Source organism: Pseudomonas sp. G3-19 (genome assembly GCF_054855875.1).
This window is the reverse complement of sequence record NZ_JBMPIQ010000003.1, coordinates 3,464,826-3,490,015: the sequence shown is the minus strand read 5'-3', so window position 1 is coordinate 3,490,015 and position 25,190 is coordinate 3,464,826. Positions and strand designations below refer to the sequence as shown.

The window sequence follows — 25,190 nt, the reverse complement described above, 5'->3', positions numbered from 1 at the left end:
GCGCAGTGTCGGGGTTTGGGTTGTGCGGAAAAATACAGGGTTGGGCATTTGATATTTGCCTTGGACGCAAAGGTCAAAAGCGCTCCCCCCTCACCCCAACCCTCTCCCCCAAAGGGGCGAGGGGGAAGGGAGCTGATCTCGGTTGCACTCAATATTGAGTTCGGCTGGATATTTCAGGTCGATGTAGCTCGAGAGCTCAATTCGGTCGGCCCCCTCTCCCCCAAGGGGGTGAGGGGGAAGGGAGCGGATCTCGGTTGCACTCAATATTGAGTTCGGCTGGATATTTCAGGTCGATGTAGCTTGAGAGCACAACTCGGTCGGCTCCCTCTCCCTCGGGGAGAGGGCTGGGGTGAGGGTGCTCTTGAACTTGCCAGACAATTACCGATCAGTTCCTTACAGGTTCAGCCAAGAGGGATCGGAGTTTTGATCAAGTTCAGGATCGCCATTTTGCTGGGAGCGCTGCTGTTTCTCGGCGCCAGCGAACTCGAAGCCGCCACGCTGCCGGGGGTTCCGGCTGCTGCTGAAGAACCGGCCAAACCCGAGCCAATTGTGCAGGGCGGTCTGCTCGGCGCAATCAGTTCGAGCATCGACGACGTGCAGGACAAACTCGATCTCAACGAGCATCTGGTCGACGCCTGGCGCCTGCGTGCCGATCGCGCGGCGGATGAGGTCGACAAGCTGGTTAACCAGCCGTCGAACCGATCCGGCTGGAGCGTCGCCGGGGATTTCCTGATGTTGTCCGGCGTGTGGCTTGGCGCCTTCGCGCTGCTCACGGTGCTCGGCAGCCTGCTGGCCAAGCGGCTGAGTCAGGGCCGTTGGCTGCGCACCCGCCAGCGCAGTCAGGATCTGGCGGGTTACCTGCTGCCGTACACCGTGCCGGCGCTGATCTGCCTGCCGCTGACGCTGTACGTCAGCCATTTTCTGCAAGCCTCGGTGGGTCGGGCGCTGGCGTTGTGTCTGGCGTATGCCACCAGCAGCGGGATTTTCTCCACCTCGATGCTGTTGTGCGTGGTGGTGATGTTCAACGTCGGCCACAAACGGCCGGCCGCGCGGATCATCCGCGACTACTGCCCGAAGCCGCTGTTCCTGATTGGCTTTCTCGCCGCCCTCAGTGACGCGTTGACCAGCCCACAGATCGCCCGTCAGTTAGGCGGCAACATCACCAGCAGCGTCGCGGTATTCACTGGGTTGATAGCCTCGATCATCTTCGGTCTGCTGGTGATTCGCCTGCGCCGGCCGGTGGCGCACCTGATCCGTAATCGGCCACTGGCGCAACGTCTTAAACAGCCGTCGCTGCAGGAGTCGCTGCGGATTTTTTCCGGGCTCTGGTACTGGCCCATCGTGCTGATGTTGCTGGTTTCGGCGGTCAATCTGATCGGCATCGGCGAAGACAATCAGAAGGCCCTGCGCTGTGCGCTGTTCACCACGGTGCTGCTGATCGGCACGGTGTTCCTCAGCACCATCCTCCAGCACCTGTTCAAGTCGCGAAAGGCCGAAGCGATCCAGCGCAGCAGCGCCTACAAGGAGCGCTTTCTCAGCCTGTTGCACGCGTTGCTGCGGATCGTTATTGCGATTGCCTTCATCGACATTCTCGGGCGGATCTGGGGCGTTTCACTGCTTGATTTCGCCCAGAGCAGCACGATCGGCCGCGCGATCAGCAATGCGTTGAGTAGCATCGGCCTGATCTTCCTCGTCACGTGGCTGTTGTGGGTGGTGCTCGACACGGCGATTCAGGAAGCGCTGAAACCACCGGTGAGCAAACGCTCGTCGCGTCAGCCCAGCACCCGGGTGAAAACCATCCTGCCGCTGCTGCGCAATGCGATCAAAATCATCCTGGTGGTGATCTGCGCGATCACCACCATGGCCAACCTCGGCATCAACGTTGCGCCACTGTTGGCCGGTGCCGGGGTGGTCGGTCTGGCGATCGGTTTCGGTTCGCAGCAACTGGTGCAGGACGTGATTACCGGGCTGTTCATCATCATCGAAGACACGCTGTCGATCGGCGACTGGGTGGTGCTTGATTCCGGGCATGCCGGCACGGTCGAGGGCCTGACCATCCGCACCCTGCGCCTGCGTGACGGCAAGGGCTTCGTGCACTCGGTGCCGTTCGGTCAGATCAAGGCAGTGACCAATCAATCACGCCAGTTTGCCTACGCATTTTTCTCGGTGCAGTTCACCTACGACACCGACGTCGACAAGGCCATCGAGCTGATCCGCGAGACCGGTGATTCGATCCGCGAAGACCCGTTCCTCAAGTACAACCTGCAAGGGCCGCTGGATGTGTTCGGGGTGGACCGGATGGACCTGAACGGCGTGGTGCTGACGGCGCAGTTCCGTACTGTGTCGGGGGGGCAGTATGCGGTGAGCCGGGCGTTCAACCAGCGTTTGAAAAAGCTTGTGGATAACAGTCCCGAGGTGCATTTCGCGCAGACTTATCCACAGCAGGTTTTGTTGCCCAAGCGGCAGGGTGAGGGGGAGTTGGTGGCGAGCGAGGTGCCGCAAAAGTCGAGTACTTGATTGCCGATTTTGCAGTGGGATTGCCGGCCTCTTCGCGGGCAAGCCCGCTCCCACATTGGATTTGTGAACGACGCAGATCCCCTGTGGGAGCGGGCTTGCTCGCGAAAGGGCCGGAACTGTCGATATCAATGCCGGATCAGCTTGCTACGCACCTGCTCCATGGCCACCTGATCCAGCTCAGTCCAGAAAACCTGCTTGCCAGCAATCTCGGCAGCAACCGGCACCCCATCGCGATACACCAGCCGATTACTCGCCAACGCCGGCACTTTTGCCCCTGGCAACAACGTTCCGGCCAGATTCAGCGGATCCACCCCGCACACCGCGATCAAATTGCCGTCATGCGCCCGCCGCCGAACCTCCCGCAGCAAAGGAATCGCCTCCGGCAAGGCAAACTGTTCCCCCGCCAGACCACTGACAAAGCGCCCGCCGCGAATCTCGCCACGGGCCTCCAGCCGATGAAACGTGCGCAGCAATTCGCGCCAGCTCGGCAGCCAGTCCGCTTCGCGCTCCAGCAGACGCCAGAACACCACACCGTAGCGGCGCAGCAACGTCATGGCGACATGTTCGAGGGTTTCCGGCGAAGCGCTCTGGCTGTTCTCCACGAGCGGCCCTCGGCGCAACAACGCCCAGCGCCCGGCATCGTCCATGCCACCGACAAACGCCCCGCGCCCGCGTCGACTGCTGCGTTGCTGGCGCTTGCTCGCCGGGGTAATCAGGGCGCGCAAACCGGCGAAGCTGTCGGCGTTCACCAGGCCGGCACCGACCAGTTCCTGCAAGGCGATTTCCAGCTCGGTGCGCAGCAGATGCGCCTCGTGAATCAACTCATCGAAAAACAGCGCGCCGTGCTGACTCAGCGCTTCGTAGACCTTTTGCGTTTTCGGCGACAGTTCGCTGACCGGTGTTTGCTCGGCCAGCGCACTCCACAACCCGACCTGACTGCGCGGCAGCAGCACAATCGGCGTACTGCGCAACGCCGTGCCGCTGACTTTCTGCCGGGCGCTGAGGCGCGTCCACACCAGTTTGCCGTTGCGGCACAGCTCATCCAGCCAGCTCGGCGAGTAGTCTTTCAGGCGCGCCGGGAGAATGTCGCTGTCCCACGCGGAGGCCGCTGCCGGGTAACCTTCGAACTGGCCGACAATCGCCGGCAACACCGCGCTGCCCTGACCGCGGGTAGCGGAGGACAGATGCTGCCAGTCGAACAGAAAACGCATGAAATCCTGCAGAGCCACCGGCTCGATTTCCCGGCGCAAACGCTTGACCGTGTAGCGATGAATGCGCGCCAGCAGATGCCGTTCGCACCATTCCTCAACCGTCGCGCCCGGGGTGAATTTACCGCGCAGCACGTAGCCTTCGCGCTCCAGTTGCGCGAGGGCCTGATTGACCTGCGGTATCGGCAACGCGAGTGGTTCGGCAATGGCGGCTAACGGCAGCGGGCCAAATGCGCCCAGTCGCGCGCGGAGCACTTCGACCAGCGCTTCCTCTAACGTCCAAGGTTCGTTGAAACCGGGCAAGGCCTCTTGCTGCGGTTGCAGCGTGGCCTGCGGATAAAGCGCCAACAGGCAGATCAGGCGTTCGCGTGCCAGCCACAAACAGCGCTGTGGATCGATCATCAGGCGGCAGGCGCGGCCACTGTCTGTCAGGGTATCCAGCCATTCGCGCCAAGGCTCGTGGGCCTGCACTTCGGCCTCGCTGACGCACGCCAGACTCATCAGCGCCTCGTGCATTTCATCGACGTTGGCCGGCGTCGGCCATGCTTCTTCGCGCACCGCGTTGATGGCGTCGGCGTCCAGCGCACCGAGATCATCAGTGGACTGCGGATCGCTCCAGCGCCGGTTGATCACCGCTTGGGTGCGGCGTTCTTCCAACGGCGCATCGTCGAGAAAGCTGTACGGCCGCGCGCTGAGAATTTCTGCCGCCAGCGGTGACGGCGCAGGCAGATCGCGGCTGAGCAACCGCACCTCGCCACTCTCCATGCGCCGCAGCAGATTGAGCCAGCCGTCGCTGTCCATGGCCTCGTGCAGGCAATCGTCGAGGGTCTGTTCCACCAGCGGATGTTCGGGAACCTCCCGTTCGCCGGCGAGGTTTTCCAGGCATGCGATCTGGTCGGGGAACACGCTGGCAATCAGGTCCTCGCTTTTCATCCGCTGCAACTGCGGCGCGACTTTGCGCCCGCCGGTAAAACGCGGCAGCGCCAGCGCCACCCCGGCATTCCAGCGCCAGCGCACACCGAACAATGGCGCGTCGAGAATCGCCTGAATCAGGATGTGCTCGGCGCTGTTGCTGTGCAGGTACCGCCAGACGTCATCCAGTTCGAAACTGTGGCTGGTGGACAGCGACAGGACAATCGCGTCTTCGCTGGCGGCAGCCTGCAATTCGAAGTTGAACGTGCGGCAGAAACGCTTGCGCAAGGCCAGGCCCCAAGCGCGGTTGATGCGGCTGCCGAACGGTGAATGGATGATCAACTGGGTGCCGCCGGATTCGTCGAAAAAACGCTCCATCAGCAGCGTGTCCTGCGAGGGCAGGGCGCCGAGGGTCAGGCGAGCGCGGGCGAGATAGTCCACCAGCTGTTCGGCGCTGGCGCGGTTCAGGCCGAGGGTTGCGGTCAGCCAGTCGAGCGCCGGTTGCAGATCGCCGGGGCTGGCGCCGAGCAACAGGTCGAGAGTCGCTTGCAGGCGCGCCACCGCCGCCGACAATTCATCGCTGCGCCCCGGGGCTTCGCCGAGCCAGAACGGAATGGTCGGCGGCTGGCCTTGGGCATCCTCGACCCGTACCTTGCCGGTTTCCACCCGCAAGATGCGATAGGAGGTATTGCCGAGCTGGAACACGTCGCCAGCAATGCTTTCCACGGCAAAGTCTTCGTTGACGCTGCCGATGCTCAGGCCCTGCGGCTCCAGCAACACGCTGTAGTCGGCGTTGTCGGGGATGGTGCCGCCACTGGTCACGGCGGTCAGTTGCGCGCCACGGCGGCCACGCAGGGTGCGGCTGACCGCATCGCGGTGCAGATAGGCGCTGCGAATGCCCTGACGACCGTTGTAGCCTTCGGCGAGCATGGTCAGCAGCGCCTGATAGTGTTTTTCGTCGAGACCGCGGTAGGGCGAGGCTTTGCGGAACAGCGCCAGCAATGCGTCCTCCGCCCATTCCTTGCAACTGACTTCGGCGATGATCTGCTGCGCGAGTACATCCAGCGGCGCTTCGGGAATGTGCAGGGTGTCGAGTTCGCCACGGCGCACGCAGTCGAGCAGGGCGGCGCACTCGATCAGGTCGTCGCGGGTGGTGGCGAACAAGCGGCCCTTGGGTGTGCCGCCGACTTGGTGCCCGGAGCGTCCGACCCTTTGCAGAAACCCGGCAATCGAACGCGGCGAGGATATTTGGCAGACCAGATCGACTTCGCCGATATCGATGCCCAATTCCAGCGAAGCGGTGGCGATCAGCACTTGCAGTTCGCCGCGCTTGAGTCGCTGTTCGGCGTCGAGGCGGAATTCCTTGGCCAGACTGCCGTGGTGCGCAGCGACTGCGTGCTTGCCGAGGCGCTCGCTGAGGTGGCGGCTAAGGCGTTCGGCGAGGCGCCGGGTATTGACGAAAATCAGCGTGGTGCGGTGTTCGCGGGCCAGTTCGGCGAGCCGGTCATAGACCAGTTCCCAGACATCGCTGGCCATCACCGCCGACAACGGCACCGGAGGCACCTCGATGCCCAGATCCCGTGGTCGGGCGTGGCCGATGTCGATGATTTCGCAGGGGCGATCGGTGCCGACCAGAAACTGCGCCACGGCGTCGATCGGTTTTTGCGTGGCGGACAAGCCGATGCGGGTCAGTGGTTCTGCGCACAGCGCCTGCAGGCGTTCGAGGCTCAGCGCCAGATGACTGCCGCGTTTGCCAGCAGCGATGGCGTGGATCTCGTCGATGATCACCGTGCGTGTGCTGCCGAGCATTTTGCGTCCGGACTCGGAGCCGAGCAGCACGTACAGCGATTCCGGAGTGGTCACCAGAATGTGCGGCGCGCGCTTGCGCATGGCGGCGCGGTCTTTTTGCGGGGTGTCGCCGGTGCGCACAGCGGTGGTGATTTGCAGTTCGGGCAGGCCCGTCTGGCGTAATTGTTCGGTGATTCCCGCCAGCGGGTTCTGCAGGTTGATGCGGATGTCGTTGGACAACGCCTTGAGCGGCGATACGTAGACGACGAGGGTTGCGTCGGGCAGGCCTTCGGGGTTTTCCAGACCCCGGTGGACGAGGTCGTCGAGCACGGCGAGAAACGCGGTAAGGGTTTTACCGGAGCCGGTGGGCGCGGCGATCAGCGTCGAGCGGCGCTGGCGGATCAACGGCCATGCGCGGGCCTGGGCGGCGGTGACCGTCGGGAAAGTGCTGCTGAACCAGGCGCTGACGGCGGGGTGAAAGCCTGCCAGGGCCGCGTCCTTGGGGATGGGCAGATTCATGGCTTAAGTTATGCGGGTGGGGGCGGCAAGATGCAAGTACCGCTGAGATCTTCAGCGTTTGGCCGTGCCTCTTCGCGAGCAAGCCCGCTCCCACAGGGGAATGCGGTCAACTGTGGGAGCGGGCTTGCTCGCGAAGAGGCCTGCTGCAACGCCACAAATGCCAGGGATCTACACTTTACGGGTGACGGTTGCGCACTAAACCCGCAAAATGCAACGATTCCGGCAATTATCGATGACGGTGTCACCAGCACCGTCGCTAAAGCCATCGTTCCAATCAGACTGGGCCTGCTGACTCTATGCGAATGCGCCTTATGTTACTGGGCGGCGGAAATGCCCTTGGGCAGGCGCTGATTCGCCTCGGTGCGGAAGAAGACATCGGTTTCCTCGCCCCCCGCCCGCCAGAAGACGGCTGGGATGCCGCGAGCCTGACGCAACTGCTCGACGATACCCGTCCGGATGCGTTGATCAACCTCGCCTACTATTTCGACTGGTTCCAGGCCGAGACCGTCAGCGAAAGCCGTCTGGCCGGGCAGGAACGCGCCATCGAACGGCTGGCCGAGCTGTGCCAGCACCACAACATCATCCTCGTGCAGCCTTCCAGCTATCGGGTGTTCGACGGTTCGCGGGCGACCGCCTACAGCGAAAAAGACGAGCCGGTGCCGTTGGGCCTGCGCGGTCAGGCGCTGTGGCGCATCGAGCAAAGTGTTCGCGCCACTTGCCCGCAACACGTGTTGCTGCGCTTCGGCTGGCTGCTCGATGACAGCCCTGAAGGCACCCTCGGGCGCTTCCTCGCCCGCGCCGAACAACCGGACGAATTGCTCATGGCCGATGACCGCCGGGGCAATCCGACCCCGGTGGATGACGCGGCACGGGTGATCATTTCGGTGCTCAAGCAACTCGATTGCGCAGCGCCGCTGTGGGGCACTTACCATTACGCCGGCCACGAAGCGACCACGCCGCTGGCGCTCGGTCAGGCGATTCTGACCGAAGCGCGCAGCCTGCATCCGCTGGCAATCGAAGCACCGACCGCTCAGGCCCACGCCGCGCGGCCGGACGCCGCCGAGGAGCCGCAACACGCGGTGCTCGCCTGCAAGAAAATTCTGCACACTTTCGGGATCAAGCCCCGCGCCTGGCGCGCCGCGCTCCCGGCTTTACTGGATAGGTTTTATCGTCATGGCTGAAGGCCCTGTTTTAATCACCGGCGGCGCCGGTTTCATCGGCTCGCACCTGACTGACGCGTTGCTCGCCACCGGCCACTCGGTGCGGATTCTCGATGATCTGTCGACCGGCAAACGCAGCAACCTGCCGCTGGATAATCCACAGGTCGAACTGATCGTCGGTAACGTCGCCGATGCCGCGCTGGTCGCGCAGGCCATGCAAGGCTGCAGCGCCGTCGCGCATCTGGCGGCGGTGGCCTCGGTGCAGGCGTCGGTGGACGATCCGGTGAAGACGCACCAGAGCAATTTCATCGGCACCCTGAATGTCTGCGAAGCCATGCGCCAGGCCGGGGTCAAGCGCGTGCTCTACGCCTCGAGCGCAGCGGTGTACGGCAACAACGGTGAAGGCGAGTCGATCGACGAAGACACGCCAAAAGCCCCGCTGACCCCGTATGCCTCGGACAAACTGGCCGGCGAGCATTACTTCGATTTCTACCGTCGCCAGCATGGCCTGGAGCCGGTGATCTTCCGCTTCTTCAACATCTTCGGCCCACGCCAGGATCCGTCCTCGCCGTACTCCGGGGTCATCAGCATTTTCAGCGAGCGGGCACAGAAAGGCCTGCCGATCACCGTGTTCGGCGATGGCGAGCAGACCCGTGATTTCCTCTATGTCGAGGATCTGGTCGACGTGCTGGTGCAGGCAATCGACAAGCCTGAAGTGGAAGTGGGGGCGATGAACGTCGGCTGGAATCAGGCGATGAACCTCAAGCAGATGCTGCAAGCGCTGCAGGAAGTGGTCGGCGAACTGCCCCCGGTCAGCTACGGCCCGGCGCGCTCCGGCGACATCCGTCACTCGCGGGCGAATAACGCGCGTTTGCTGCAACGCTTCAAGCTGCCAGAGCCGACGCCGATGCGTGTGGGGCTGGCGCGGTTGCTCGGCAAGTAGGTTTATCGCAGACATGAAAAAGGCGCCTTTTTACAGGCGCCTTTTTCACGGCCGGAATTTGTCGCTAATCCTGTGGCGAGGGGATTTATCCCCGATCGATCACGAAGTGATCGTCGTCAGTTCTAAGCCTGCTCACCCAAAGCCTCATTCACCACCACGTGAACGTTCCTGGTTGAATCTGCCTTAGAACTTGTAGCCCAGACCCACCATGTACACAAACGGATCGACATCAACATTGACCTTGGCACGGGTGCCCGGTGCCACCGCGTTGTTCTCGACGGTGGCTCGAGTATCGATGTCGATGTAGCGCACCTGGGCGTTGAGCATGATGTTGTCGGTCAGCATGTAGTCGGCGCCGACCTGCCAGGCCAGGCCCCAGGAGTTTTTCGCCTTGAAGTTGCTGAAGCCATTGGACTGGGCTTCGCTGCCGACGTGCTCGTCGTAGATCCAGGTGTAGTTGATGCCGCCGCCGATGTACGGCTGGAATGGCGATTTCGCATCCAGCGGGTAGTACACGACGCTGAGGGTGGGCGGCAGGTGTTTCAGGGTGCCGAGTTTGCCGTTGGCGGCTGGCAGCGCAGTGCCTTTGATTTTCACGTCATGCTCGAACGGCGAGGCGGCCAGCAACTCGATACCGATGTTGTTGGTCAGCATGTAGGCGAAGTTCAGACCCAGTTGGGTGTCGCTGCTCATGGTCGCCTTGCCGCCCAGGTTGGTGCCGCTCAACGGACCCTGATCGACCTTGACATTGGAGCTGTCGGCCTTCGGGTTGACGGTGATCGCACCGGCGCGAACGATGATGTCGCCGGCTTCGTGAGCGTGGGCGAGCGGGGCTGCGAGCGCGAGGGCAAACAGCGAGGCGCTGAGCAAGGACTTGTTCATGGGGGCTCCAAAAGGACGTTAAAAGTTTCTGATGTCCTATGGTATGAAGCCAACTGATACGGTCTTTTGACTCAGCTCAATGAAACAGTGATGCCGCGGTTTTTTGTGGAACCTTGGCCGGCCCCATCGCGAGCAGGCTCACTCCTACATTTGGAATGCGTTCCCCTGTAGGAGTGAGCCTGCTCGCGATAGCAATTGATCCGGCAACTCAAAACCTCCGGGTATTACTCCGGCAGCTCATACACATAAATCTTGTCCGCCGCCATCTGATACCCGGCATCGGCCAGTTCGCTGGTGGACGCCTTGACCTGCAACGGTCCCTCGACCCAGTACGGCTGATACAGCTCGTCGAGCTTCACGCCCAGCTCGCTTTTCACATGCACGATCTGGTTCGACGGCGGTGGCGGCACGTGGATGCAGGCGCCGAAGTACGGCACCAGCAGGAAGTCGGTGGTGCGTCCTTCTTCGTTGACCTCCAGCGGCACGATGTAGCCCGGCAGGCGGATGTTCTGCCCGTCGAGACTCTGCATCACCGGCGCGTTGGGCATGTCCTGTTTCGCCGCCGGCGCCGACTCGGCGGACAGCGCATCACTCATCTTCGACATGTCGTGCAACGGCGTCATGTTCGGCACTTCCGGCGCGGCGTCCGGCGGGATCATCTCCGACCAGGTCAGGTCTTTCGGCGCCGCTGCCCACACAGGCAGGGCAACCAGCAACAGCAGCGCAAGCACGGCGCGGGGCATGGTGAACATCCTCATAAACGGATCGACAGGCCATCGGCCAGGGATTGGCGATACGCGCGCCAGGCCGGCACGCTGCCCATCAGCAGCGCGGCCGCCAGAATGCCACCGAGCAGCGTCCATTCATACTCGCTCGGCCACGCCAGTGGCAGATACAAACCGTAATTGGCCTGCACATAGCCCTGCGCGGCGGCGATGCCGATGTACAGCAATGCCAGTCCGGCGATTACGCCGGTCAGCGCCAGGGCAAAGGCTTCCAGCACCAGCAGGCTCGCGATGTGCCACGGCCGCGCACCGACCGAACGCAAAATCGCCATCTCGCGGCGGCGCTCGTTGAGGCTGGTGAGAATCGCCGTGAGCATGCCGATCAACCCGGTCAGCACCACGAACAGCGAGACCACGAACAAGGCTTTTTCCGCCGTGCTCATCAGGCTCCACAACTCCTGCAAGGCCACGCCCGGCAGGATCGCCAGCATCGGCTCACCACGGAATTCGTTGATCTCGCGTTGCAGGGCAAAGGTGGAAATCTTGCTGTTGAGGCCGAGCATGAACGCGGTGATCGCCTGCGGCGTCAGGTCCATGTTGCGTGCCTGATCTGCGCTGATCCGGCCGTTGCCCCGGGCCGGCACCCCGTTGTGCCAGTCGATGTGGATCGCCTCCATGCCGCCGAGGCTGATGTGCAGCGTGCGGTCCACCGGCGTGCCGGTGCGCTTGAGAATGCCGACCACGGTGAACGGTTTGTCGTCGTGTTTGACCAGACTGATAGCCGCCACACCGTGGGCCAGTACCAGTTTGTCGCCGAGCTTGTAATGCAGCGCCTCGGCCACTTCGGCACCGAGCACCACTTCGAACGGATCGGTGGCGAAGGCGCGGCCGTCGGCCAGTTCCAGGTGCTGCTGGCGACCGTACTGGTAATGCTCGAAATAGGCTTCGGTGGTGCCCATCACCCGGTAGCCGCGATGGGAGTCGCCGAGGGACATCGGGATCGCCCACTTCACTTTCGGGTTGCTGGCGAAATGTTCGAAGCTGTCCCAGCGGATGTTGTTGGTCGCGTTGCCGATGCGGAACACCGAGTACAACAGCAGATTCACCGAGCCGGAGCGGGCGCCGACGATCAGGTCGGTGCCGCTGATGGTGCTGGCGAAACTGGCCTTGGCCTCGGTGCGCACGCGCTCGACGGCGAGCAACAGGCACACCGACAGGGCAATGGCGAACGCGGTGAGCAGGGCGGTAAAGCGGCGGTTGGCCAGGCTGGCCATGGCCAGACGAAACAGATACATCTCAGACCTCGGCAGACGTGGCGGCGCGATTGAGCTCGGCCAGGGACAGGTGACGGTCGAACAGCGGTGCCAGGCTCTGGTCGTGGCTGACGAACAACAGGCTCGACCCGGCTTCGCGGCATTCGGCGAACAGCAGGCGAATGAAGTTTTCCCGGGCGTCGTAATCCAGCGCCGAGGTCGGTTCGTCGGCGATCACCAGTTCCGGTTGGCCGATCAAGGCACGAGCGGCGGCGACCCGTTGCTGCTGACCGATCGACAGCGAATCGGCGCGACGACCGAGGATGCTTTCATCTTTCAGGCCCAAGTGGGCGAGCAGGGTGGCGGCGGCCTGATCGACGCTTCCGTGACGCTGTTTCGCCCGCTCGGCACGCAATCTGGAGAAGTGGCACGGCAACTCGACGTTCTCGCGTACCGAAAGAAACGGCAGCAGGTTGAACTGCTGGAAGATGTAGCCGGTGTGATCGACGCGAAAGCGGTCGCGGGCGCCGGCACCGAGTTCGGTCAGCTCCTGGCCGAGTAGACGAATGCTGCCGCGACCGGGCTTCTGCACCCCGCCCAGCAGGCCGAGCAGGGTGGTCTTGCCGCTGCCGCTGGGGCCCTTGAGGAACAGGGTTTCACCCGGTTCCAGGCGAAACGCCGGGATGTCCAGCAGCGGCGGGTGACCTGGCCAGTTGAAGCCCAGGTCGGACAGTTCGATGAGTGCTTGGGTCATGGCACCAGTTTCAAGGAGTGAACACTTAACCCTGTGGGAGCGGGCTTGCTCGCGAATACGGTGGATCAGCCAAATCTATGTTGACTGACGCACCGCATTCGCGAGCAATCCCGCTCCCACAGGGGATTTTCGGTGTGATCAGAATTTCAGGGACGCCGCCTTGGCGGTCACTTCCGTACCCTGCTGGCCGCTCGGGCCGATCAGTTGTACCTGAATTTTCTGAGTGGCCGGGAAGGTATTGAAGATGTTCGCCAGATCCAGCGTCTTCAGAGCACCCGGGGCCGCGCAACTGAACTGATAGTGAGCGTGGATTTCGCTGTGATCGTGGTGATGCGCTTCACCACCCTTGGCATCTTCGTCGTGGTCATCATCGTCATGCTCGTCGGCAGCCGGTTTGTCGCCGAACAGCGGGCTTTCCAGTTCCTGGCTGGTGACCTTGCAACCGGCGGCGGCTGGCAGGCTGAACAGCGCCAGCGGGTTTTCCAGTTTGGTGCGCGCGGCCACGACTTTGGCTTTGTCGGCGTCGCTGGCGGCAGCGTGTTCGAAGCCCACTAGGTTCATCGCCGGGCTTTCCAGTTCCAGCTCCAGGGTCTGGCCGTCGAGTGCGGCGTTCAAGCGGCCGACGCCATGTTCGTGGGCGCCGAGGCTGCCGTGCTCATGGTCATGATCGTGCTCATCGGCGGCATGGGCGATGGCCAGCGGCAACAGGGCAAACGGCAAAGCGAGCAGCAGACGACGCATGGCGGTCTCCGGAAAGTAAAGTGAAGAGTTTGTTATGTAATCTTATAACGAAAGTTCGCAGAGTTTGCCCGTGCGCTTGGCGTTGCACAAGTCCCGTGGGAGCATGCAGGTCAGAAATGTGCAGGAGCGAAGCAGATGTTGCGGATACGCGGAACCGTCGGCGCGACGCCGGTGGATTTGACGGTGGAGCTGGATGACAGCGATTGGGTGAAGCTCGGTTCGGCTCTGAATGTGCAGTCGCCGACTCAGCCGGAGATGGCGGTTGCCCCTGCAGCCAAACCGCTGAATCAGGACGATGCGTTATGGCAGGTGGCGAAAGATCTGTTGCGCAAGGCCGGGCAACTCAGCGGGCCAGATCTTCTGGAGCAGCTTGAGGGATTGACCGGCAGCGCGGCCGCAGGCAAACGCCTGCTGGTGCGCTTGCGCCACAGTTCACAGGTGAAAGTAGCGAGCGGCGGTGATACGCCGCTCTACAGCTGGGTCGAGTGAGCGCTTAGTACAGCGCAGCGAAGACCTTGCGCCGGTAAGCGGTCACCAGCGGATGATCGTTGCCCAGCAGTTCGAACACCTGCAGCAATGTCTTGTGCGGCAGACCCTCGCCATAACTGCGGTTACGGATGAACAGCTTGAGCAAGGCCTCCAGCGCCGCCTCGTATTGCTGACGCGCCAGTTGCTGGATCGCCAGTTGATACACCGCTTCGTCGTCTTGCGGATCTTTGGCCAGACGCGCCTTGAGGTCGGCAGCATCCGGCAGATCACGGGCAAGTCCCAGAAACTTGATCTGCGCCTTGGCGCCGGCCAGTGCAGCCTTGTGCTCATCGCTCTTGACCGCGTCGAGCACGGTTTGTGCCTCGCCCAGTTCGCCGCGCTCGGTCAGGCAGCGGGCGTAGAGGATCAGCGCCTTGGCGTTGCTGTTGTCTTCGGTGAGCATGACCACCAGCGCCGCTTCCGCGTCAGCGAAACGCCCTTCATCGAACAGCGCCTGCGCCTGTTCGAACGGATCGGCGGCGGCCGGCGGCGGCATTTGCACATGCGGCTCAAGCAACGCGCGCACTGCGGATTCCGGTTGCGCACCGGCAAAACCGTCCACCGGTTGACCGTCCTTGAACAGCACCACAGTCGGCAGGCTGCGGATACCGAAGCGGGCGACGATGTCCTGCTCGATGTCGCAGTTGACCTTGGCCAGCAGCAGTTCACCCTGATAGCTCTCGGCAATGCCTTGCAGCATCGGCATCAACGCCTTGCACGGCGCACACCACTCGGCCCAGAAATCCACCAGCACCGGTTTGTTGAAGGAAGCTTCGATCACCGACTGGTCGAAATCGGCAGTCGTGGCGTCGAAGATGTACGGCGTTTGCTGACTCATGGGGGATCTCGTAAAAGCGTGGATGGGGCAACTATACGGCTTGGCGGGGTGTGGCCGGAAGCGGGGGCAGGTTTTAGAGTTGTGTCGCCCGGCAGGACGCTTTCGCGAGCAAGCCCGCTCCCACATTTGGAATGCGTTACCCCTGTGGGAGCGGGCTTGCTCGCGAAGCTTTATAGCTCCGCCGCGCGTGGTACAGGCTCACATGCCGAAATTCTTCCGGCTCCGCCAGATCCGGCAAGGTCATCGCCTCAAGCATTTCGATTCGCTCATACAACGGATGGCGAAAATCCCGAACCCGCGAATCCGCCACCAGCGCCTCGCGGCCACGGCTGAGAAACGCATCGAGCAGCGGCAGGTTCTCGCGGTCGTAGAGCACATCCGCCACCAGAATCAGATCAAAGCGATCAGCCTCGGCAAAGAAGTCCGTCGAATAACTCATCTGCACATCATTGAGTTCAGCGTTGGCCCGACACGCAGCAATCGCCAGCGGATCCAGATCACAGGCCACCACCTCCAACGCCCCGGCCTTCACCGCAGCAATCGCGGCGATCCCGGAACCGGCGCCGAAATCCAGCACCCGCTTGCCGCGCACCCACTCGGGGAACTCCGCGAGATAACGCGCCACCGCCAGACCGCTGGCCCAGCAGAAACTCCAATAGGGCGGCTCGTGGAGAATGCGTCGGGTTTCATCCGAGCTGAATTCACGATCCATGTTCTCGCCGTCGATCAGCCAAAGCTGCAAATCGGTGCCCGGTAAAGCACAGGCCTTGAGCCGCGCATCACCGAGCAATTCACCCAACGCCTGTTGCAGGTCGAGCGGTACGGTCATGGTGCTTTGACAAATTGCAGCTGGCCCAGCGCCTGGGTGGTCGGCTGGGTAATGGTTTGCGACGGCAGGTGCAGGATCAACTGGCCCGACTGCGTGGCACGACCGCGCAGCTCAACCCGTGCGCCGGCCGGAAATGACTCCGGATTGAAGCGCAGGCGAAACGGCAGAATCTGGTTGTTGCCGATCAGGCTGGAACTGGCGAGCAGTTGTTGCGGGCGCGACTTTTCATCGATCACCAGCAGCGCCAGTTCGACTTCGGCCCCGGCCGGCACGCCTTGCAGGGTGCCGCTCAGTTCCCGTTGATAGGCCGGCAGCGGACCAAGATCAGCGGCCTCGCGGGCTTTTTTCTGCGCCTGTTGTGGTGCAGGTCCCGGTGTTGGCGGTTGCGGTTTGGGCTTGTCGCTGCCGCAGGCCACCAGCAGGGCGAAAAGACTGAGCAAAACGAGCGGTCGTAGCGACATTGGCAGCTCCAGAAAATGAAATCCGTGGATCAAACGATCATGGCAGTCTGTATACCGCAAACCCTATGGCTTGTCTTGCCACCGGGATGCGCTACCATGGCCCTCCCTTTTTTTGTTGCCAGCCACCATGCACTGTCCCTTCTGCGGTGCCAACGACACCAAGGTCATCGACTCGCGTCTGGTCGCCGAGGGCGAACAGGTGCGCCGCCGGCGTGAATGCCTGGCCTGCGGCGAACGTTTCACGACATTCGAGACGGCCGAACTGGTGTTGCCGCGCCTGATCAAAACCGACGGCAGCCGCCAACCGTTCGACGAAGAAAAACTCCGCGCCGGCATGCAACGCGCGCTGGAGAAACGTCCGGTGAGCGTCGAGCGCCTCGAATCCTCTCTGGTTCACATCAAGCACAAGCTGCGCGCCACCGGCGAGCGCGAGGTCAAATCCCTCGTGGTCGGCGAACTGGTGATGGCCGAGCTGCAAAAGCTCGATGAAGTGGCCTACATCCGTTTCGCTTCGGTATACCGGCGCTTCCAGGACCTTAACGAGTTCCGTGAAGAGATCGACCGCCTCGCCCGCGAACCGGTGAAAGAATGACCCGCGCCGCCGAGCAGGCGATCCTCGACGCCCACTTCATGGCGCGCGCGCTGGAACTGGCGCGCAAGGGCCACTACACCACCCATCCCAATCCACGGGTTGGCTGCGTGATCGTGCGTGACGGGCAGATTGTCGGCGAAGGCTTTCACGAGCGCGCCGGCGAACCCCACGCCGAGGTCCACGCCCTGCGCGCTGCCGGTGAACTGGCCCGGGGCGCCACGGCTTACGTGACCCTTGAGCCGTGCAGCCACCATGGCCGCACACCGCCGTGCGCCGATGCGTTGGTGACTGCCGGGGTTGCTCGGGTGGTCGCCGCGATGCGCGATCCGAACCCACAGGTCGCCGGGCGTGGCTTGCAGCGTCTGAGCGATGCCGGGATCGCCACCGAAAGCGGCGTGCTGGAAGTCGAGGCGCGCCAGCTCAATCAAGGTTTCCTGAAGCGCATGGAACATGGCTTGCCGTTCGTGCGGGTCAAGTTGGCGATGAGTCTCGACGGGCGCACGGCGATGGAAAGTGGCGAGAGCCAGTGGATCACCGGCCCGGCCGCGCGTTCCGCCGTGCAGCGTTTGCGCGCGCAGGCGGCCGTGGTGTTGACCGGCGCTGACACCGTACTGGCCGACGGCGCGCGCCTGACCGTGCGCGCCGACGAACTGGGTCTGGATGCCGAACAAACCGCACTGGCCATGAGCCGTCCGCCGCTGCGGGTGCTGATCGATGGGCGCCTGCGGGTGCCGTTGGATGCGCCGTTCTTCAAGGCCGGCCCGGCGCTGGTCGCCACCTGCATGGCGGTCGAAGAGCAATACGCCAATGGCCCGGAATGCCTGATCGTGCCGGGTGACGACGGTCAGGTCGATCTGCATCAACTGCTGATCGAACTGGCCAACCGTGGCGTCAACGAAGTGCTGGTCGAGGCTGGCCCACGCTTGGCCGGCGCGTTCGCGCAGCTTGGTCTGGTCGATGAGTTCGTGATCTTCATTGCCGGCAAGTTTCTCGGCTCCTCGGCGCGGCCGTTGCTGGACTGGCCGCTGGCTTATATGAAGGACGCTCCCGAGCTGAAAATCACTGAAATCCGCGCGGTTGGCGATGACTGGCGAGTCACTGCGACGCCAGTCGTTTCGGCGAGCGTATAATTCCCGGCCATCGCCTTAGCGCTGGCTTCGTTCTCAAGGAGAACCCCATGTTTACCGGCATCATCGAATCCATCGGCAGTATCCGTGCACTGACCCCAAAGGGCGGTGATGTGCGGGTGCATGTCGAAACCGGCAAGCTCGACCTGAGCGACGTCAAACTCGGCGACAGCATCGCGGTCAACGGCGTGTGCCTGACGGCGGTTGAACTGCCGGGCAACGGTTTTGCCGCCGACGTCAGCCGCGAAACCCTCGACTGCACCGCCATGAATGACCTGAAAAGCGGCAGCCCGGTCAATCTGGAAAAAGCCCTGACCCCGACCACCCGTCTCGGCGGGCATCTGGTTAGCGGTCACGTCGACGGTGTCGGCGAAGTGGTGTCGCGCAGCGACAATGCTCGTGCGGTGGAATTTCGCATTCGCGCACCAAAAGAGCTGGCCAAGTACATCGCCCATAAAGGCTCGATCACCGTCGACGGCACCAGCCTGACCGTGAACGCGGTCGATGGCGCCGAATTCCTGCTGACGATCATTCCGCACACCCTGAGCGAAACCATCATGGCTTCCTACAAGCCGGGCCGCCGGGTGAACCTGGAAGTCGATTTGCTGGCGCGTTATCTGGAGCGTTTGCTCCTCGGCGACAAGGCTGCTGAGCCAAGCGCTGGCGGTATTACTGAAAGCTTTCTGGCCGCCAACGGCTATCTCAAATCCTGACTGAAGGGGGTGCCTTGTGGCGCTCAATAGCATCGAAGAACTGGTTGAAGACATCCGCCAAGGCAAGATGGTCATCCTCATGGATGACGAAGACCGCGAGAACGAAGGCGACCTGATCATGGCCGCCGAATGCTGCAAGGCCGAGCACATCAACTTCATGGCCAAGCACGCCCGCGGCCTGATCTGCATGCCGATGAGCCGCGAGCGTTGCGAACTGTTGAAGCTGCCGTTGATGGCCCCGCGCAACGGTTCCGGTTTCGGCACCAAGTTCACCGTGTCGATCGAAGCTGCCGAAGGCGTGACCACCGGTATCTCCGCCGCCGACCGTGCGCGCACCGTGCAAGCGGCGGCGGCCAAAGACGCCAAGGCTGAAGACATCGTCAGCCCGGGCCACATCTTCCCGCTGATGGCCCAGGCCGGCGGCACCCTGGCGCGCGCTGGTCATACTGAAGCCGCCTGCGACCTGGCGCGCATGGCCGGTTTCGAGCCAAGCGGCGTGATCTGCGAAGTGATGAACGACGACGGCACCATGTCCCGTCGCGCTGAGCTGGAAGCGTTCGCCGCCGAACACAACATCAAGATCGGCACCATCGCCGACCTGATTCACTACCGGATGATCCACGAACGTACCGTTCAGCGGATTGCCGAGCAGCCGCTGGACAGCGAACTGGGCCAATTCAACCTGGTGACCTATCGTGATTCGGTGGAAGGCGACGTGCACATGGCCCTCACGCTGGGCACCGTTTGCGCCGAGGAACCGACCCTGGTTCGCGTGCACAACATGGATCCGCTGCGCGACCTGCTGATGGTCAAGCAACCGGGCCGCTGGAGCCTGCGCGCCGCGATGGCTGCGGTGGCCGAGGCCGGCAGCGGTGTGGTGCTGTTGCTCGGTCACCCGCTGGACGGCGATGTGCTGCTGGCGCATATCCGCGAAACCGGTGAGCAGGCGGCGGTGAAAAAACCGACCACTTACAGCATCGTCGGTGCCGGCTCGCAGATCCTGCGTGACCTCGGTGTGCGCAAAATGCGCCTGATGTCGGCGCCAATGAAATTTAATGCGATATCCGGTTTCGATCTGGAAGTTGTAGAATACGTGCCCTCCGAATAATGACCCGGTGAATTCGGCATTGTTGATGTAGATCCTTGTGGTGAGGGGATTCATCCCCGACGGGCTGCGTAGCGGCCCTATTTGGTTGGGACTGCTGCGCAGTCCATCGGGGATGAATCCCCTCGCCACAGGGGTGTAGTCGAACAGCAATGCGGTGTTTCCGGTCATGAATTTGTGGCTAATATCACTGAGGGATGCGTACGAAACGCGTCCCGGCTCTTTAAGAGATCTGACGAATGACCCTGAAGACCATCGAAGGTACCTTCATCGCCCCTAAAGGCCGCTACGCTCTGGTAGTGGGCCGTTTCAACAGCTTCGTGGTTGAAAGCCTGGTCAGCGGTGCAGTTGATGCCCTGGTTCGCCACGGCGTGAGCGAAAGCGACATCACCATCATCCGCGCGCCTGGCGCCTTCGAAATCCCGCTGGTTGCGCAAAAAGTCGCCCAGAAAGGCGAGTTCGCAGCCATCATCGCCCTCGGCGCGGTCATTCGTGGCGGCACTCCACACTTCGAATACGTGGCAGGCGAGTGCACCAAGGGTCTGGCCCAGGTGTCCATGGAGTTCGGCGTACCGGTCGCGTTCGGCGTCCTGACCGTTGATTCCATCGAGCAAGCCATCGAACGTTCCGGCACCAAGGCCGGCAACAAAGGTGCTGAAGCTGCCCTGTCCGCTCTGGAAATGGTCAGCCTGCTGGCGCAGTTGGAGGCCAAGTGATTAGCGACGATAGCGATCGTTTCAACCCGCGCGATCCGAAACCTGCGGATGCCGGCAAGCCATCGAAAAGCGTCAAGCGTCGCGAAGCCCGTCAGCTCGCGACTCAGGCCCTGTATCAGTGGCACATGGCCAAGGCTTCGCTGAACGAGATCGAAGCGCAGTTCCGCGTTGATAACGATTTCACCGATGTCGATGGCGCGTATTTCCGCGAAATCCTCCACGGGGTTCCGGCGAGCCGCACCGAAATCGACACCGCGCTCAAGCCGTGCCTGGACATCGAAATCGAAGAGCTGGACCCGGTTGAACTGGCGGTTCTGCGCCTGTCCACCTGGGAACTGCTCAAGCGCGTCGACGTGCCGTACCGCGTGGTGATCAACGAAGGTATCGAGCTGGCGAAAGTCTTCGGTTCGACCGACGGCCACAAGTTCGTCAACGGCGTACTCGACAAGCTGGCTCCGCGCCTGCGTGAAGCTGAAGTGAAGGCGTTCAAGCGCTGATACGCGCTTGAGACCTCATGGGCGAGTTTGAGCTGATCCGCAATTTCTTCGCCGCCGCGCCTTGTGCGCAGGGCGGCGAGGGCGTTGCCCTGGGGATCGGCGACGACTGCGCCTTGCTCGCGGTTCCCTCCGGGGAACAGCTGGCGATTTCCACCGATACGCTGGTGGCCGGCGTGCACTTCGCCGATCCCTGCGATCCATTTCTGCTCGGTCAGCGCTCGCTGGCCGTTGCGGTCAGCGACCTGGCCGCCATGGGCGCCACGCCCGTTGCCTTTACCCTTGCCCTGACTGTGCCGACGGTGACCGCCGATTGGCTGCAAGCCTATGCCCACGGTTTGAACCGCATGGCGCAGAGCTGCAGCATCGCGCTGGTCGGCGGCGACACCACGCGCGGGCCGTTGAGCCTGACGGTCACGGTGTTCGGTCGGGTGCCGGCCGGGCAGGCCTTGACCCGCAGCGGCGCACAACCGGGTGATCTGCTCTGCGTCGGCGGCGAGCTGGGCAATGCCGCCGGTGCCTTGCCGCTGGTGCTTGGCCAGCGTGAAGCCGTAACGGATATCGCCCAGCCGTTGCTCGATCATTACTGGTCGCCCCAGCCGCAACTGGCTCTTGGTCAGGCGCTGCGTGGCAAGGCCACTGCCGCTCTCGACATCTCCGACGGCCTGCTCGCCGACTGTGGGCATATCGCCCTGGCCTCGCAGGTTCGCCTCGAAGTTGAACGCGAGCGCGTACCGTTGTCCGATGCTTTAGTGGCGTTTCTCGGTCAGCGCGGTGCCGAACGGGCGGCGTTGAGCGGCGGCGATGACTATGTGCTGGCCTTCACGCTACCGTCCGTCGAGTTGCCGGCGCTGCTGGCCGATGGCTGGCCGATCCATGTGATCGGGCGTGTGGCGCAGGGCCAGGGTGTGGTCCTGCTGGATCGCGAAGGACACGACATCACCCCGCAAATCCGGGGTTATCAACATTTTCAGGAGACACCGTGACAGATCACCCGAAACAGGTTCCGGCCGAATTCGTTCCGCCGTCGGTCTGGCGCAATCCCTGGCATTTCCTCGCGTTCGGCTTCGGCTCCGGCACCTTGCCGAAAGCGCCGGGCACGTGGGGTTCGTTAGTTGCGCTACCCTTTATCCCGTTGTGGCAGATGTTGCCCGACTGGGGTTACTGGCTGATGCTCGGAATCACCATGCTGTTCGGCTTCTGGCTGTGCGGCAAGGTCGCCGACGATCTGCGGGTCCACGACCATGAAGGCATCGTCTGGGACGAAATGGTCGGGATGTGGATCACCCTGTGGCTGGTGCCGGAGGGCTGGTACTGGTTGCTCGCGGGTTTTCTGGTGTTCCGTTTCTTCGACATTCTCAAGCCGTGGCCGATTCGCTGGATCGACCGGCATGTCCATGGCGGCGTCGGCATCATGCTCGACGACGTGCTGGCCGGCGTGTTCGCCTGGCTGGCGATGCAGGGACTGGTGTGGATTTTCGCCTGATCCGGATTGTCCGGGTTCAGTGAGGAGACTAGGGATGGCTCGACGCTGGCTGGCGCTGGTGTTTCTGACTATGCTGGGCACTGTCGCCAGTGCGCAGGAAACCGCGCACGCGCCGTCGGTCATCCATCTGGCCAGCGAAGACTGGGAAGATTACACCGCCGCGGACGGTCATGGCCTGGGCTGGGACGTGCTGCGCAAGGTGTTCGAGCCGGCCGGGGTGAAACTCGACATTCGCAGTGAACCGTACACTCGTTCAGTTGGGCTGGCCCAGCGTGGCGAGGTCGATGCTTGTGTCGGTTCTTATCATGAAGAATTCAGCGACCTGCTCTATCCGCGCTGGAATTTCGACACCGACCACATCTACGCCCTGGGCCTGGCGAGTAATCCAGCACCGACCCCGGAAACCCTCGGTCAATATCGGCTGGCCTGGGTTCGTGGTTACGACTATCAGAATTATCTGCCCGGCGTGCGCAACTTCAACGAGGTCGTGCGACGTACCGGGATCCTCTCGATGCTCACCCACAACCGCGCCGACTATTACATCGATGCTTTGACCGAAATCGATTACGTGCTTGGCCGGGCCAGGGAACCGACGCAGTTTCGCAAGACGCATATCGCCGAACTGCCGCTGTACCTGTGCTTCGCCAACACACCGCAAGCGCGCATGTTGATGGCAGTGTTCGACCGGCGCATGGAGCAGTTGGTCAAGAGCGGCGAGCTGAAGCCAATTTTCGAACAGTGGAAGCAGCCGTATCCGTTTGATACGCCCTGATTGCGAATCTTGTGCCCAACACTGTGCCCCCTGTGGGAGCGGGCTTGCTCGCGAATACGGTGGTTCCGCCAGCCTATTGCCGACTGACACGACGCCTTCGCGAGCAAGCCCGCTCCCACAGGGGGGCCAGGCAAGTCGGGTGTTATCAAACTTTTTGATCGTTATGCCCGATAATTCAGCCTAAGCGTCTGCAGGAACCTGCTGTTACAATGCCGGCCTGCGAATTTTCAGACTTTTAGATCAGGAGCACACCGGTGCCTGTCGTTTTTGTCGCCGCTTCCAAGCTGCCAACGCCTTTTGCGCAATTCACCATGCACGGTTTTCTCGATGAGGCTACCGGCCGCGAGCACGTTGTGCTGAGCCTAGGTGATTTCGCCGACGGTGCCCCGGTTCTCGGCCGGTTGCACTCCGAGTGCCTGACCGGTGATGCGCTGTTCAGCCAGCGCTGCGACTGCGGCTCGCAACTCGAAGCGGCGCTCAAGGCCATTGCCCGTGAAGGCCGTGGCGTGCTGCTGTACCTGCGTCAGGAAGGTCGTGGCATCGGTCTGCTGAACAAGATCCGCGCCTACGAGTTGCAGGACGGCGGCGCCGACACCGTGGAAGCCAACGAGCGTCTGGGCTTTGCCGCCGATCAGCGTGACTACGCGATGTGCCTGCCGATGCTCGAGCATCTGGGCGTGAAGTCGCTGCGCCTGATGACCAACAACCCGCGCAAGGTCAAAGCCCTGACCGACATGGGCATCGTCGTCGCCGAACGCGTGCCGCTGCACACCGGCCATAATCCGCACAACAAGCTCTATCTGGCGACCAAGGCCAGCAAGCTCGACCACATGATGGGCAACGAGCATCAGGGCGAGGTCGACCGCGCGTGACCCGCGGTCAGGTGCGACGCCGCCTGGCGGTCGACTGGTGGAAATACCTGGCGCTGGCGCTGCTGCCGCTGTTTGTCCTCAATGGCCTATTCGGCCAGGGCGAAGGCATTCTGCCGGTGCTGGCCATGCCGTTGTTCATTGCCGGCGTGGCCTCGATGTTTGTCAGTCTGAAGTTTTTCGGCCGCTACAAGCACGCGCTGATCGCCACGCAAAAAGCCCTTGATACCCCCGACGAACCGGCGGCCTGGATTGCCTTGGCGGCCCAGCGTCGCAGTGCATTCCTCGCGGCCGCATTGCCGGCATGGATCGGTGCGCTGGCGGTGTTCGTCGGCCTCGAAGCCGTACCGCTGATGCTGCTGGCGTTGTCCACGGCGGTGCTGTTCTACCTCTATCGCATCCCGCGTCAACTCGGCTGATGCGTCGTCTGTGGCTGGCGGTTCTGCTGCTGGCCTGCGCCGGCCCGGTGCTGGCGAGTCTGCGAGTGGTCAGTCTCGCGCCTTCTCTGTCTGAAATCGTTGTCGAGCTGGGCTCGGCTGATCTGCTGGTTGGCGTGCTCGATGCCGGCGAGCGTCCGGCTGCCATTGCCGATGTTCCCTCGGTGGGGCGTTATGGCCAACTCGACATGGAGCGCCTGCTCAGTCTCAAGCCGGATTTGCTGCTGCTGTGGCCCGGCAGTGTCGGCCCGGCACAACGCGATCAGCTCAAACGCCTGAACATTCCGACCTACGTCGCCGAGCCGCACAATCTCGAACAGCTGTCTGCGCAGATCGAGACGATTGCCGCGCAACTGGGGCGACCTGAGCGTGGGACGAAACTGGCGGCGGACCTGCGCCAGAAGCTCGATGACCTGCGCCAACGCTATCGCCGGGACACGCCGATGACAGTGTTTTATCAAGTCTGGGACAAGCCGCTGTACACCGTCGGTGGCGGGCAGATCATCAGCGATGCGCTCGAAGTCTGTGGCGCACGCAATGTGTTTGCCGATCTGAGTTTGCCGGCGCCGCAGGTCAGCATCGAAGCCGTGTTGCAGCGTGATCCGCAGGTGATTCTGGCAGGTGATCAGGGCCAGCTCGATGCGTGGAAGGCCTGGCCGCAGGTGAGTGCGGTGGCACATGGTCAGTTGCTGCTGATCAGCGACAAAGGCCTGGAGCGCCCAAGCGGCCAGATGATCGAAGCCACCGCCAAACTCTGCCATTTGATTGCGCCTGAGCGCTGAGACCGAGGTGAATTCTTCGCGAGCAAGCCCGCTCCCACA

25 protein-coding genes are annotated in these 25,190 nt (G+C 62.7%); 16 read left to right on the top strand and 9 right to left on the bottom strand.

Features of this window, described 5'->3' with window-relative positions:
• Positions 1-423 precede the first annotated feature (423 nt).
• The gene (locus ACOYXI_RS16030; protein WP_461675055.1) at positions 424-2,517 is read left to right on the top strand and encodes a mechanosensitive ion channel domain-containing protein; all 2,094 of its coding nucleotides are present in this window, start codon (positions 424-426) and stop codon (positions 2,515-2,517) included.
• A gap of 125 nt (positions 2,518-2,642) precedes the next feature.
• Here the strand turns inward: ACOYXI_RS16030 and ACOYXI_RS16025 are convergent, their stop codons facing one another.
• Positions 2,643-6,944, bottom strand: a complete 4,302-nt coding sequence (locus tag ACOYXI_RS16025; protein WP_461675054.1) for a DEAD/DEAH box helicase — start codon at positions 6,942-6,944, stop codon at positions 2,643-2,645.
• 296 nt (positions 6,945-7,240) lie between these two features.
• Between ACOYXI_RS16025 and ACOYXI_RS16020 the strand changes: the two genes are divergently transcribed.
• Complete coding sequence (locus tag ACOYXI_RS16020) at positions 7,241-8,125, top strand: sugar nucleotide-binding protein (RefSeq protein WP_041074483.1); 885 nt, start codon at positions 7,241-7,243, stop codon at positions 8,123-8,125.
• Positions 8,118-9,047 (top strand): NAD-dependent epimerase/dehydratase family protein, encoded by a 930-nt coding sequence (locus tag ACOYXI_RS16015; protein ID WP_098965834.1) that lies wholly within the window; start codon positions 8,118-8,120, stop codon positions 9,045-9,047. Before ACOYXI_RS16020 ends, ACOYXI_RS16015 begins: the two co-directional genes overlap by 8 nt.
• Before the next feature lie 183 nt (positions 9,048-9,230).
• On the opposite strand, the gene ACOYXI_RS16010 is transcribed toward ACOYXI_RS16015, so the two are convergent.
• From ACOYXI_RS16010 to ACOYXI_RS15990, 5 genes are all read right to left on the bottom strand, one after another.
• On the bottom strand, positions 9,231-9,929 hold the full coding sequence (locus ACOYXI_RS16010) for an OmpW/AlkL family protein (protein WP_027612943.1): 699 nt from the start codon (positions 9,927-9,929) through the stop codon (positions 9,231-9,233).
• A 224-nt stretch (positions 9,930-10,153) separates the two neighbouring features.
• The gene (locus ACOYXI_RS16005; RefSeq protein ID WP_461675053.1) at positions 10,154-10,672 is read right to left on the bottom strand and encodes a DUF3299 domain-containing protein; all 519 of its coding nucleotides are present in this window, start codon (positions 10,670-10,672) and stop codon (positions 10,154-10,156) included.
• 11 nt (positions 10,673-10,683) lie between these two features.
• On the bottom strand, positions 10,684-11,949 hold the full coding sequence (locus tag ACOYXI_RS16000) for an ABC transporter permease (protein ID WP_064599744.1): 1,266 nt from the start codon (positions 11,947-11,949) through the stop codon (positions 10,684-10,686).
• Between the two features lies 1 nt (position 11,950).
• The gene (locus tag ACOYXI_RS15995; protein ID WP_003228669.1) at positions 11,951-12,661 is read right to left on the bottom strand and encodes an ABC transporter ATP-binding protein; all 711 of its coding nucleotides are present in this window, start codon (positions 12,659-12,661) and stop codon (positions 11,951-11,953) included.
• A 138-nt stretch (positions 12,662-12,799) separates the two neighbouring features.
• Complete coding sequence (locus ACOYXI_RS15990) at positions 12,800-13,402, bottom strand: DUF2796 domain-containing protein (RefSeq protein ID WP_461675052.1); 603 nt, start codon at positions 13,400-13,402, stop codon at positions 12,800-12,802.
• A 135-nt stretch (positions 13,403-13,537) separates the two neighbouring features.
• Between ACOYXI_RS15990 and ACOYXI_RS15985 the strand changes: the two genes are divergently transcribed.
• Complete coding sequence (locus ACOYXI_RS15985; RefSeq protein ID WP_461675051.1) at positions 13,538-13,891, top strand: hypothetical protein; 354 nt, start codon at positions 13,538-13,540, stop codon at positions 13,889-13,891.
• Between the two features lie 4 nt (positions 13,892-13,895).
• On the opposite strand, the gene trxA is transcribed toward ACOYXI_RS15985, so the two are convergent.
• The 3 genes from trxA to ACOYXI_RS15970 form a co-directional block, all read right to left on the bottom strand.
• Positions 13,896-14,768, bottom strand: coding sequence for a thioredoxin (gene trxA, locus ACOYXI_RS15980; protein WP_096796332.1), 873 nt, complete (start codon positions 14,766-14,768; stop codon positions 13,896-13,898).
• A gap of 136 nt (positions 14,769-14,904) precedes the next feature.
• Positions 14,905-15,597: a class I SAM-dependent methyltransferase gene (locus ACOYXI_RS15975; protein ID WP_461675050.1), complete on the bottom strand. Its 693-nt coding sequence runs from the start codon at positions 15,595-15,597 to the stop codon at positions 14,905-14,907.
• Positions 15,594-16,058, bottom strand: coding sequence for a YbaY family lipoprotein (locus tag ACOYXI_RS15970; RefSeq protein ID WP_098965824.1), 465 nt, complete (start codon positions 16,056-16,058; stop codon positions 15,594-15,596). Before ACOYXI_RS15970 ends, ACOYXI_RS15975 begins: the two co-directional genes overlap by 4 nt.
• Before the next feature lie 127 nt (positions 16,059-16,185).
• On the opposite strand from ACOYXI_RS15970, the gene nrdR reads away from it, so the two are divergent.
• The 12 genes from nrdR to ACOYXI_RS15910 all read left to right on the top strand — a co-directional run bounded on the left by nrdR (position 16,186) and on the right by ACOYXI_RS15910 (position 25,151).
• A complete protein-coding gene (nrdR, locus tag ACOYXI_RS15965; protein ID WP_003228656.1) occupies positions 16,186-16,650 on the top strand; it encodes a transcriptional regulator NrdR in 465 nt (154 codons plus the stop codon).
• Positions 16,647-17,780: a bifunctional diaminohydroxyphosphoribosylaminopyrimidine deaminase/5-amino-6-(5-phosphoribosylamino)uracil reductase RibD gene (gene ribD / locus ACOYXI_RS15960; protein ID WP_139055386.1), complete on the top strand. Its 1,134-nt coding sequence runs from the start codon at positions 16,647-16,649 to the stop codon at positions 17,778-17,780. The genes nrdR and ribD overlap by 4 nt, the downstream gene beginning before the upstream one ends.
• 47 nt (positions 17,781-17,827) lie before the next feature.
• Entirely contained in the window at positions 17,828-18,490 is a 663-nt protein-coding gene (locus ACOYXI_RS15955; protein WP_095139117.1) for a riboflavin synthase, read from the top strand.
• A 16-nt stretch (positions 18,491-18,506) separates the two neighbouring features.
• Positions 18,507-19,598 (top strand): bifunctional 3,4-dihydroxy-2-butanone-4-phosphate synthase/GTP cyclohydrolase II, encoded by a 1,092-nt coding sequence (ribBA, locus tag ACOYXI_RS15950; protein WP_003228650.1) that lies wholly within the window; start codon positions 18,507-18,509, stop codon positions 19,596-19,598.
• 236 nt (positions 19,599-19,834) lie between these two features.
• Positions 19,835-20,311 carry a 6,7-dimethyl-8-ribityllumazine synthase gene (gene ribH, locus ACOYXI_RS15945; RefSeq protein WP_003228649.1) on the top strand — a complete coding sequence of 159 codons (477 nt, stop codon included), beginning with the start codon at positions 19,835-19,837 and terminating at the stop codon, positions 20,309-20,311.
• Positions 20,308-20,808, top strand: a complete 501-nt coding sequence (gene nusB, locus ACOYXI_RS15940) for a transcription antitermination factor NusB (RefSeq protein ID WP_003228643.1) — start codon at positions 20,308-20,310, stop codon at positions 20,806-20,808. The genes ribH and nusB overlap by 4 nt, the downstream gene beginning before the upstream one ends.
• Positions 20,809-20,825: 17 nt before the next feature.
• A complete protein-coding gene (thiL, locus tag ACOYXI_RS15935) occupies positions 20,826-21,791 on the top strand; it encodes a thiamine-phosphate kinase (protein ID WP_461675049.1) in 966 nt (321 codons plus the stop codon).
• Positions 21,788-22,291 carry a phosphatidylglycerophosphatase A family protein gene (locus tag ACOYXI_RS15930; protein WP_007910933.1) on the top strand — a complete coding sequence of 168 codons (504 nt, stop codon included), beginning with the start codon at positions 21,788-21,790 and terminating at the stop codon, positions 22,289-22,291. Before thiL ends, ACOYXI_RS15930 begins: the two co-directional genes overlap by 4 nt.
• Positions 22,292-22,325: 34 nt before the next feature.
• A complete protein-coding gene (locus tag ACOYXI_RS15925; RefSeq protein ID WP_461675048.1) occupies positions 22,326-23,063 on the top strand; it encodes a substrate-binding periplasmic protein in 738 nt (245 codons plus the stop codon).
• Between the two features lie 254 nt (positions 23,064-23,317).
• A complete protein-coding gene (ribA, locus tag ACOYXI_RS15920) occupies positions 23,318-23,935 on the top strand; it encodes a GTP cyclohydrolase II (protein ID WP_027612931.1) in 618 nt (205 codons plus the stop codon).
• Entirely contained in the window at positions 23,932-24,351 is a 420-nt protein-coding gene (locus ACOYXI_RS15915) for a hypothetical protein (protein ID WP_027612930.1), read from the top strand. The genes ribA and ACOYXI_RS15915 overlap by 4 nt, the downstream gene beginning before the upstream one ends.
• Complete coding sequence (locus tag ACOYXI_RS15910; RefSeq protein ID WP_139055382.1) at positions 24,351-25,151, top strand: cobalamin-binding protein; 801 nt, start codon at positions 24,351-24,353, stop codon at positions 25,149-25,151. Before ACOYXI_RS15915 ends, ACOYXI_RS15910 begins: the two co-directional genes overlap by 1 nt.
• Positions 25,152-25,190 lie beyond the last annotated feature (39 nt).

Coding starts and splice junctions, on each gene's coding strand:
- ACOYXI_RS16025 (WP_461675054.1), bottom strand. CDS start 6,944: ATGAATCTGCCCATCCCCAAGGACGCGGCCCTGGCAGGCTTTCACCCC.
- ACOYXI_RS16020 (WP_041074483.1), top strand. CDS start 7,241: ATGCGAATGCGCCTTATGTTACTGGGCGGCGGAAATGCCCTTGGGCAG.
- ACOYXI_RS16015 (WP_098965834.1), top strand. CDS start 8,118: ATGGCTGAAGGCCCTGTTTTAATCACCGGCGGCGCCGGTTTCATCGGC.
- ACOYXI_RS16010 (WP_027612943.1), bottom strand. CDS start 9,929: ATGAACAAGTCCTTGCTCAGCGCCTCGCTGTTTGCCCTCGCGCTCGCA.
- ACOYXI_RS16005 (WP_461675053.1), bottom strand. CDS start 10,672: ATGCCCCGCGCCGTGCTTGCGCTGCTGTTGCTGGTTGCCCTGCCTGTG.
- ACOYXI_RS16000 (WP_064599744.1), bottom strand. CDS start 11,949: ATGTATCTGTTTCGTCTGGCCATGGCCAGCCTGGCCAACCGCCGCTTT.
- ACOYXI_RS15995 (WP_003228669.1), bottom strand. CDS start 12,661: ATGACCCAAGCACTCATCGAACTGTCCGACCTGGGCTTCAACTGGCCA.
- ACOYXI_RS15990 (WP_461675052.1), bottom strand. CDS start 13,402: ATGCGTCGTCTGCTGCTCGCTTTGCCGTTTGCCCTGTTGCCGCTGGCC.
- ACOYXI_RS15985 (WP_461675051.1), top strand. CDS start 13,538: ATGTTGCGGATACGCGGAACCGTCGGCGCGACGCCGGTGGATTTGACG.
- trxA (WP_096796332.1), bottom strand. CDS start 14,768: ATGAGTCAGCAAACGCCGTACATCTTCGACGCCACGACTGCCGATTTC.
- ACOYXI_RS15975 (WP_461675050.1), bottom strand. CDS start 15,597: ATGACCGTACCGCTCGACCTGCAACAGGCGTTGGGTGAATTGCTCGGT.
- ACOYXI_RS15970 (WP_098965824.1), bottom strand. CDS start 16,058: ATGTCGCTACGACCGCTCGTTTTGCTCAGTCTTTTCGCCCTGCTGGTG.
- nrdR (WP_003228656.1), top strand. CDS start 16,186: ATGCACTGTCCCTTCTGCGGTGCCAACGACACCAAGGTCATCGACTCG.
- ribD (WP_139055386.1), top strand. CDS start 16,647: ATGACCCGCGCCGCCGAGCAGGCGATCCTCGACGCCCACTTCATGGCG.
- ACOYXI_RS15955 (WP_095139117.1), top strand. CDS start 17,828: ATGTTTACCGGCATCATCGAATCCATCGGCAGTATCCGTGCACTGACC.
- ribH (WP_003228649.1), top strand. CDS start 19,835: ATGACCCTGAAGACCATCGAAGGTACCTTCATCGCCCCTAAAGGCCGC.
- thiL (WP_461675049.1), top strand. CDS start 20,826: ATGGGCGAGTTTGAGCTGATCCGCAATTTCTTCGCCGCCGCGCCTTGT.
- ACOYXI_RS15925 (WP_461675048.1), top strand. CDS start 22,326: ATGGCTCGACGCTGGCTGGCGCTGGTGTTTCTGACTATGCTGGGCACT.
- ACOYXI_RS15910 (WP_139055382.1), top strand. CDS start 24,351: ATGCGTCGTCTGTGGCTGGCGGTTCTGCTGCTGGCCTGCGCCGGCCCG.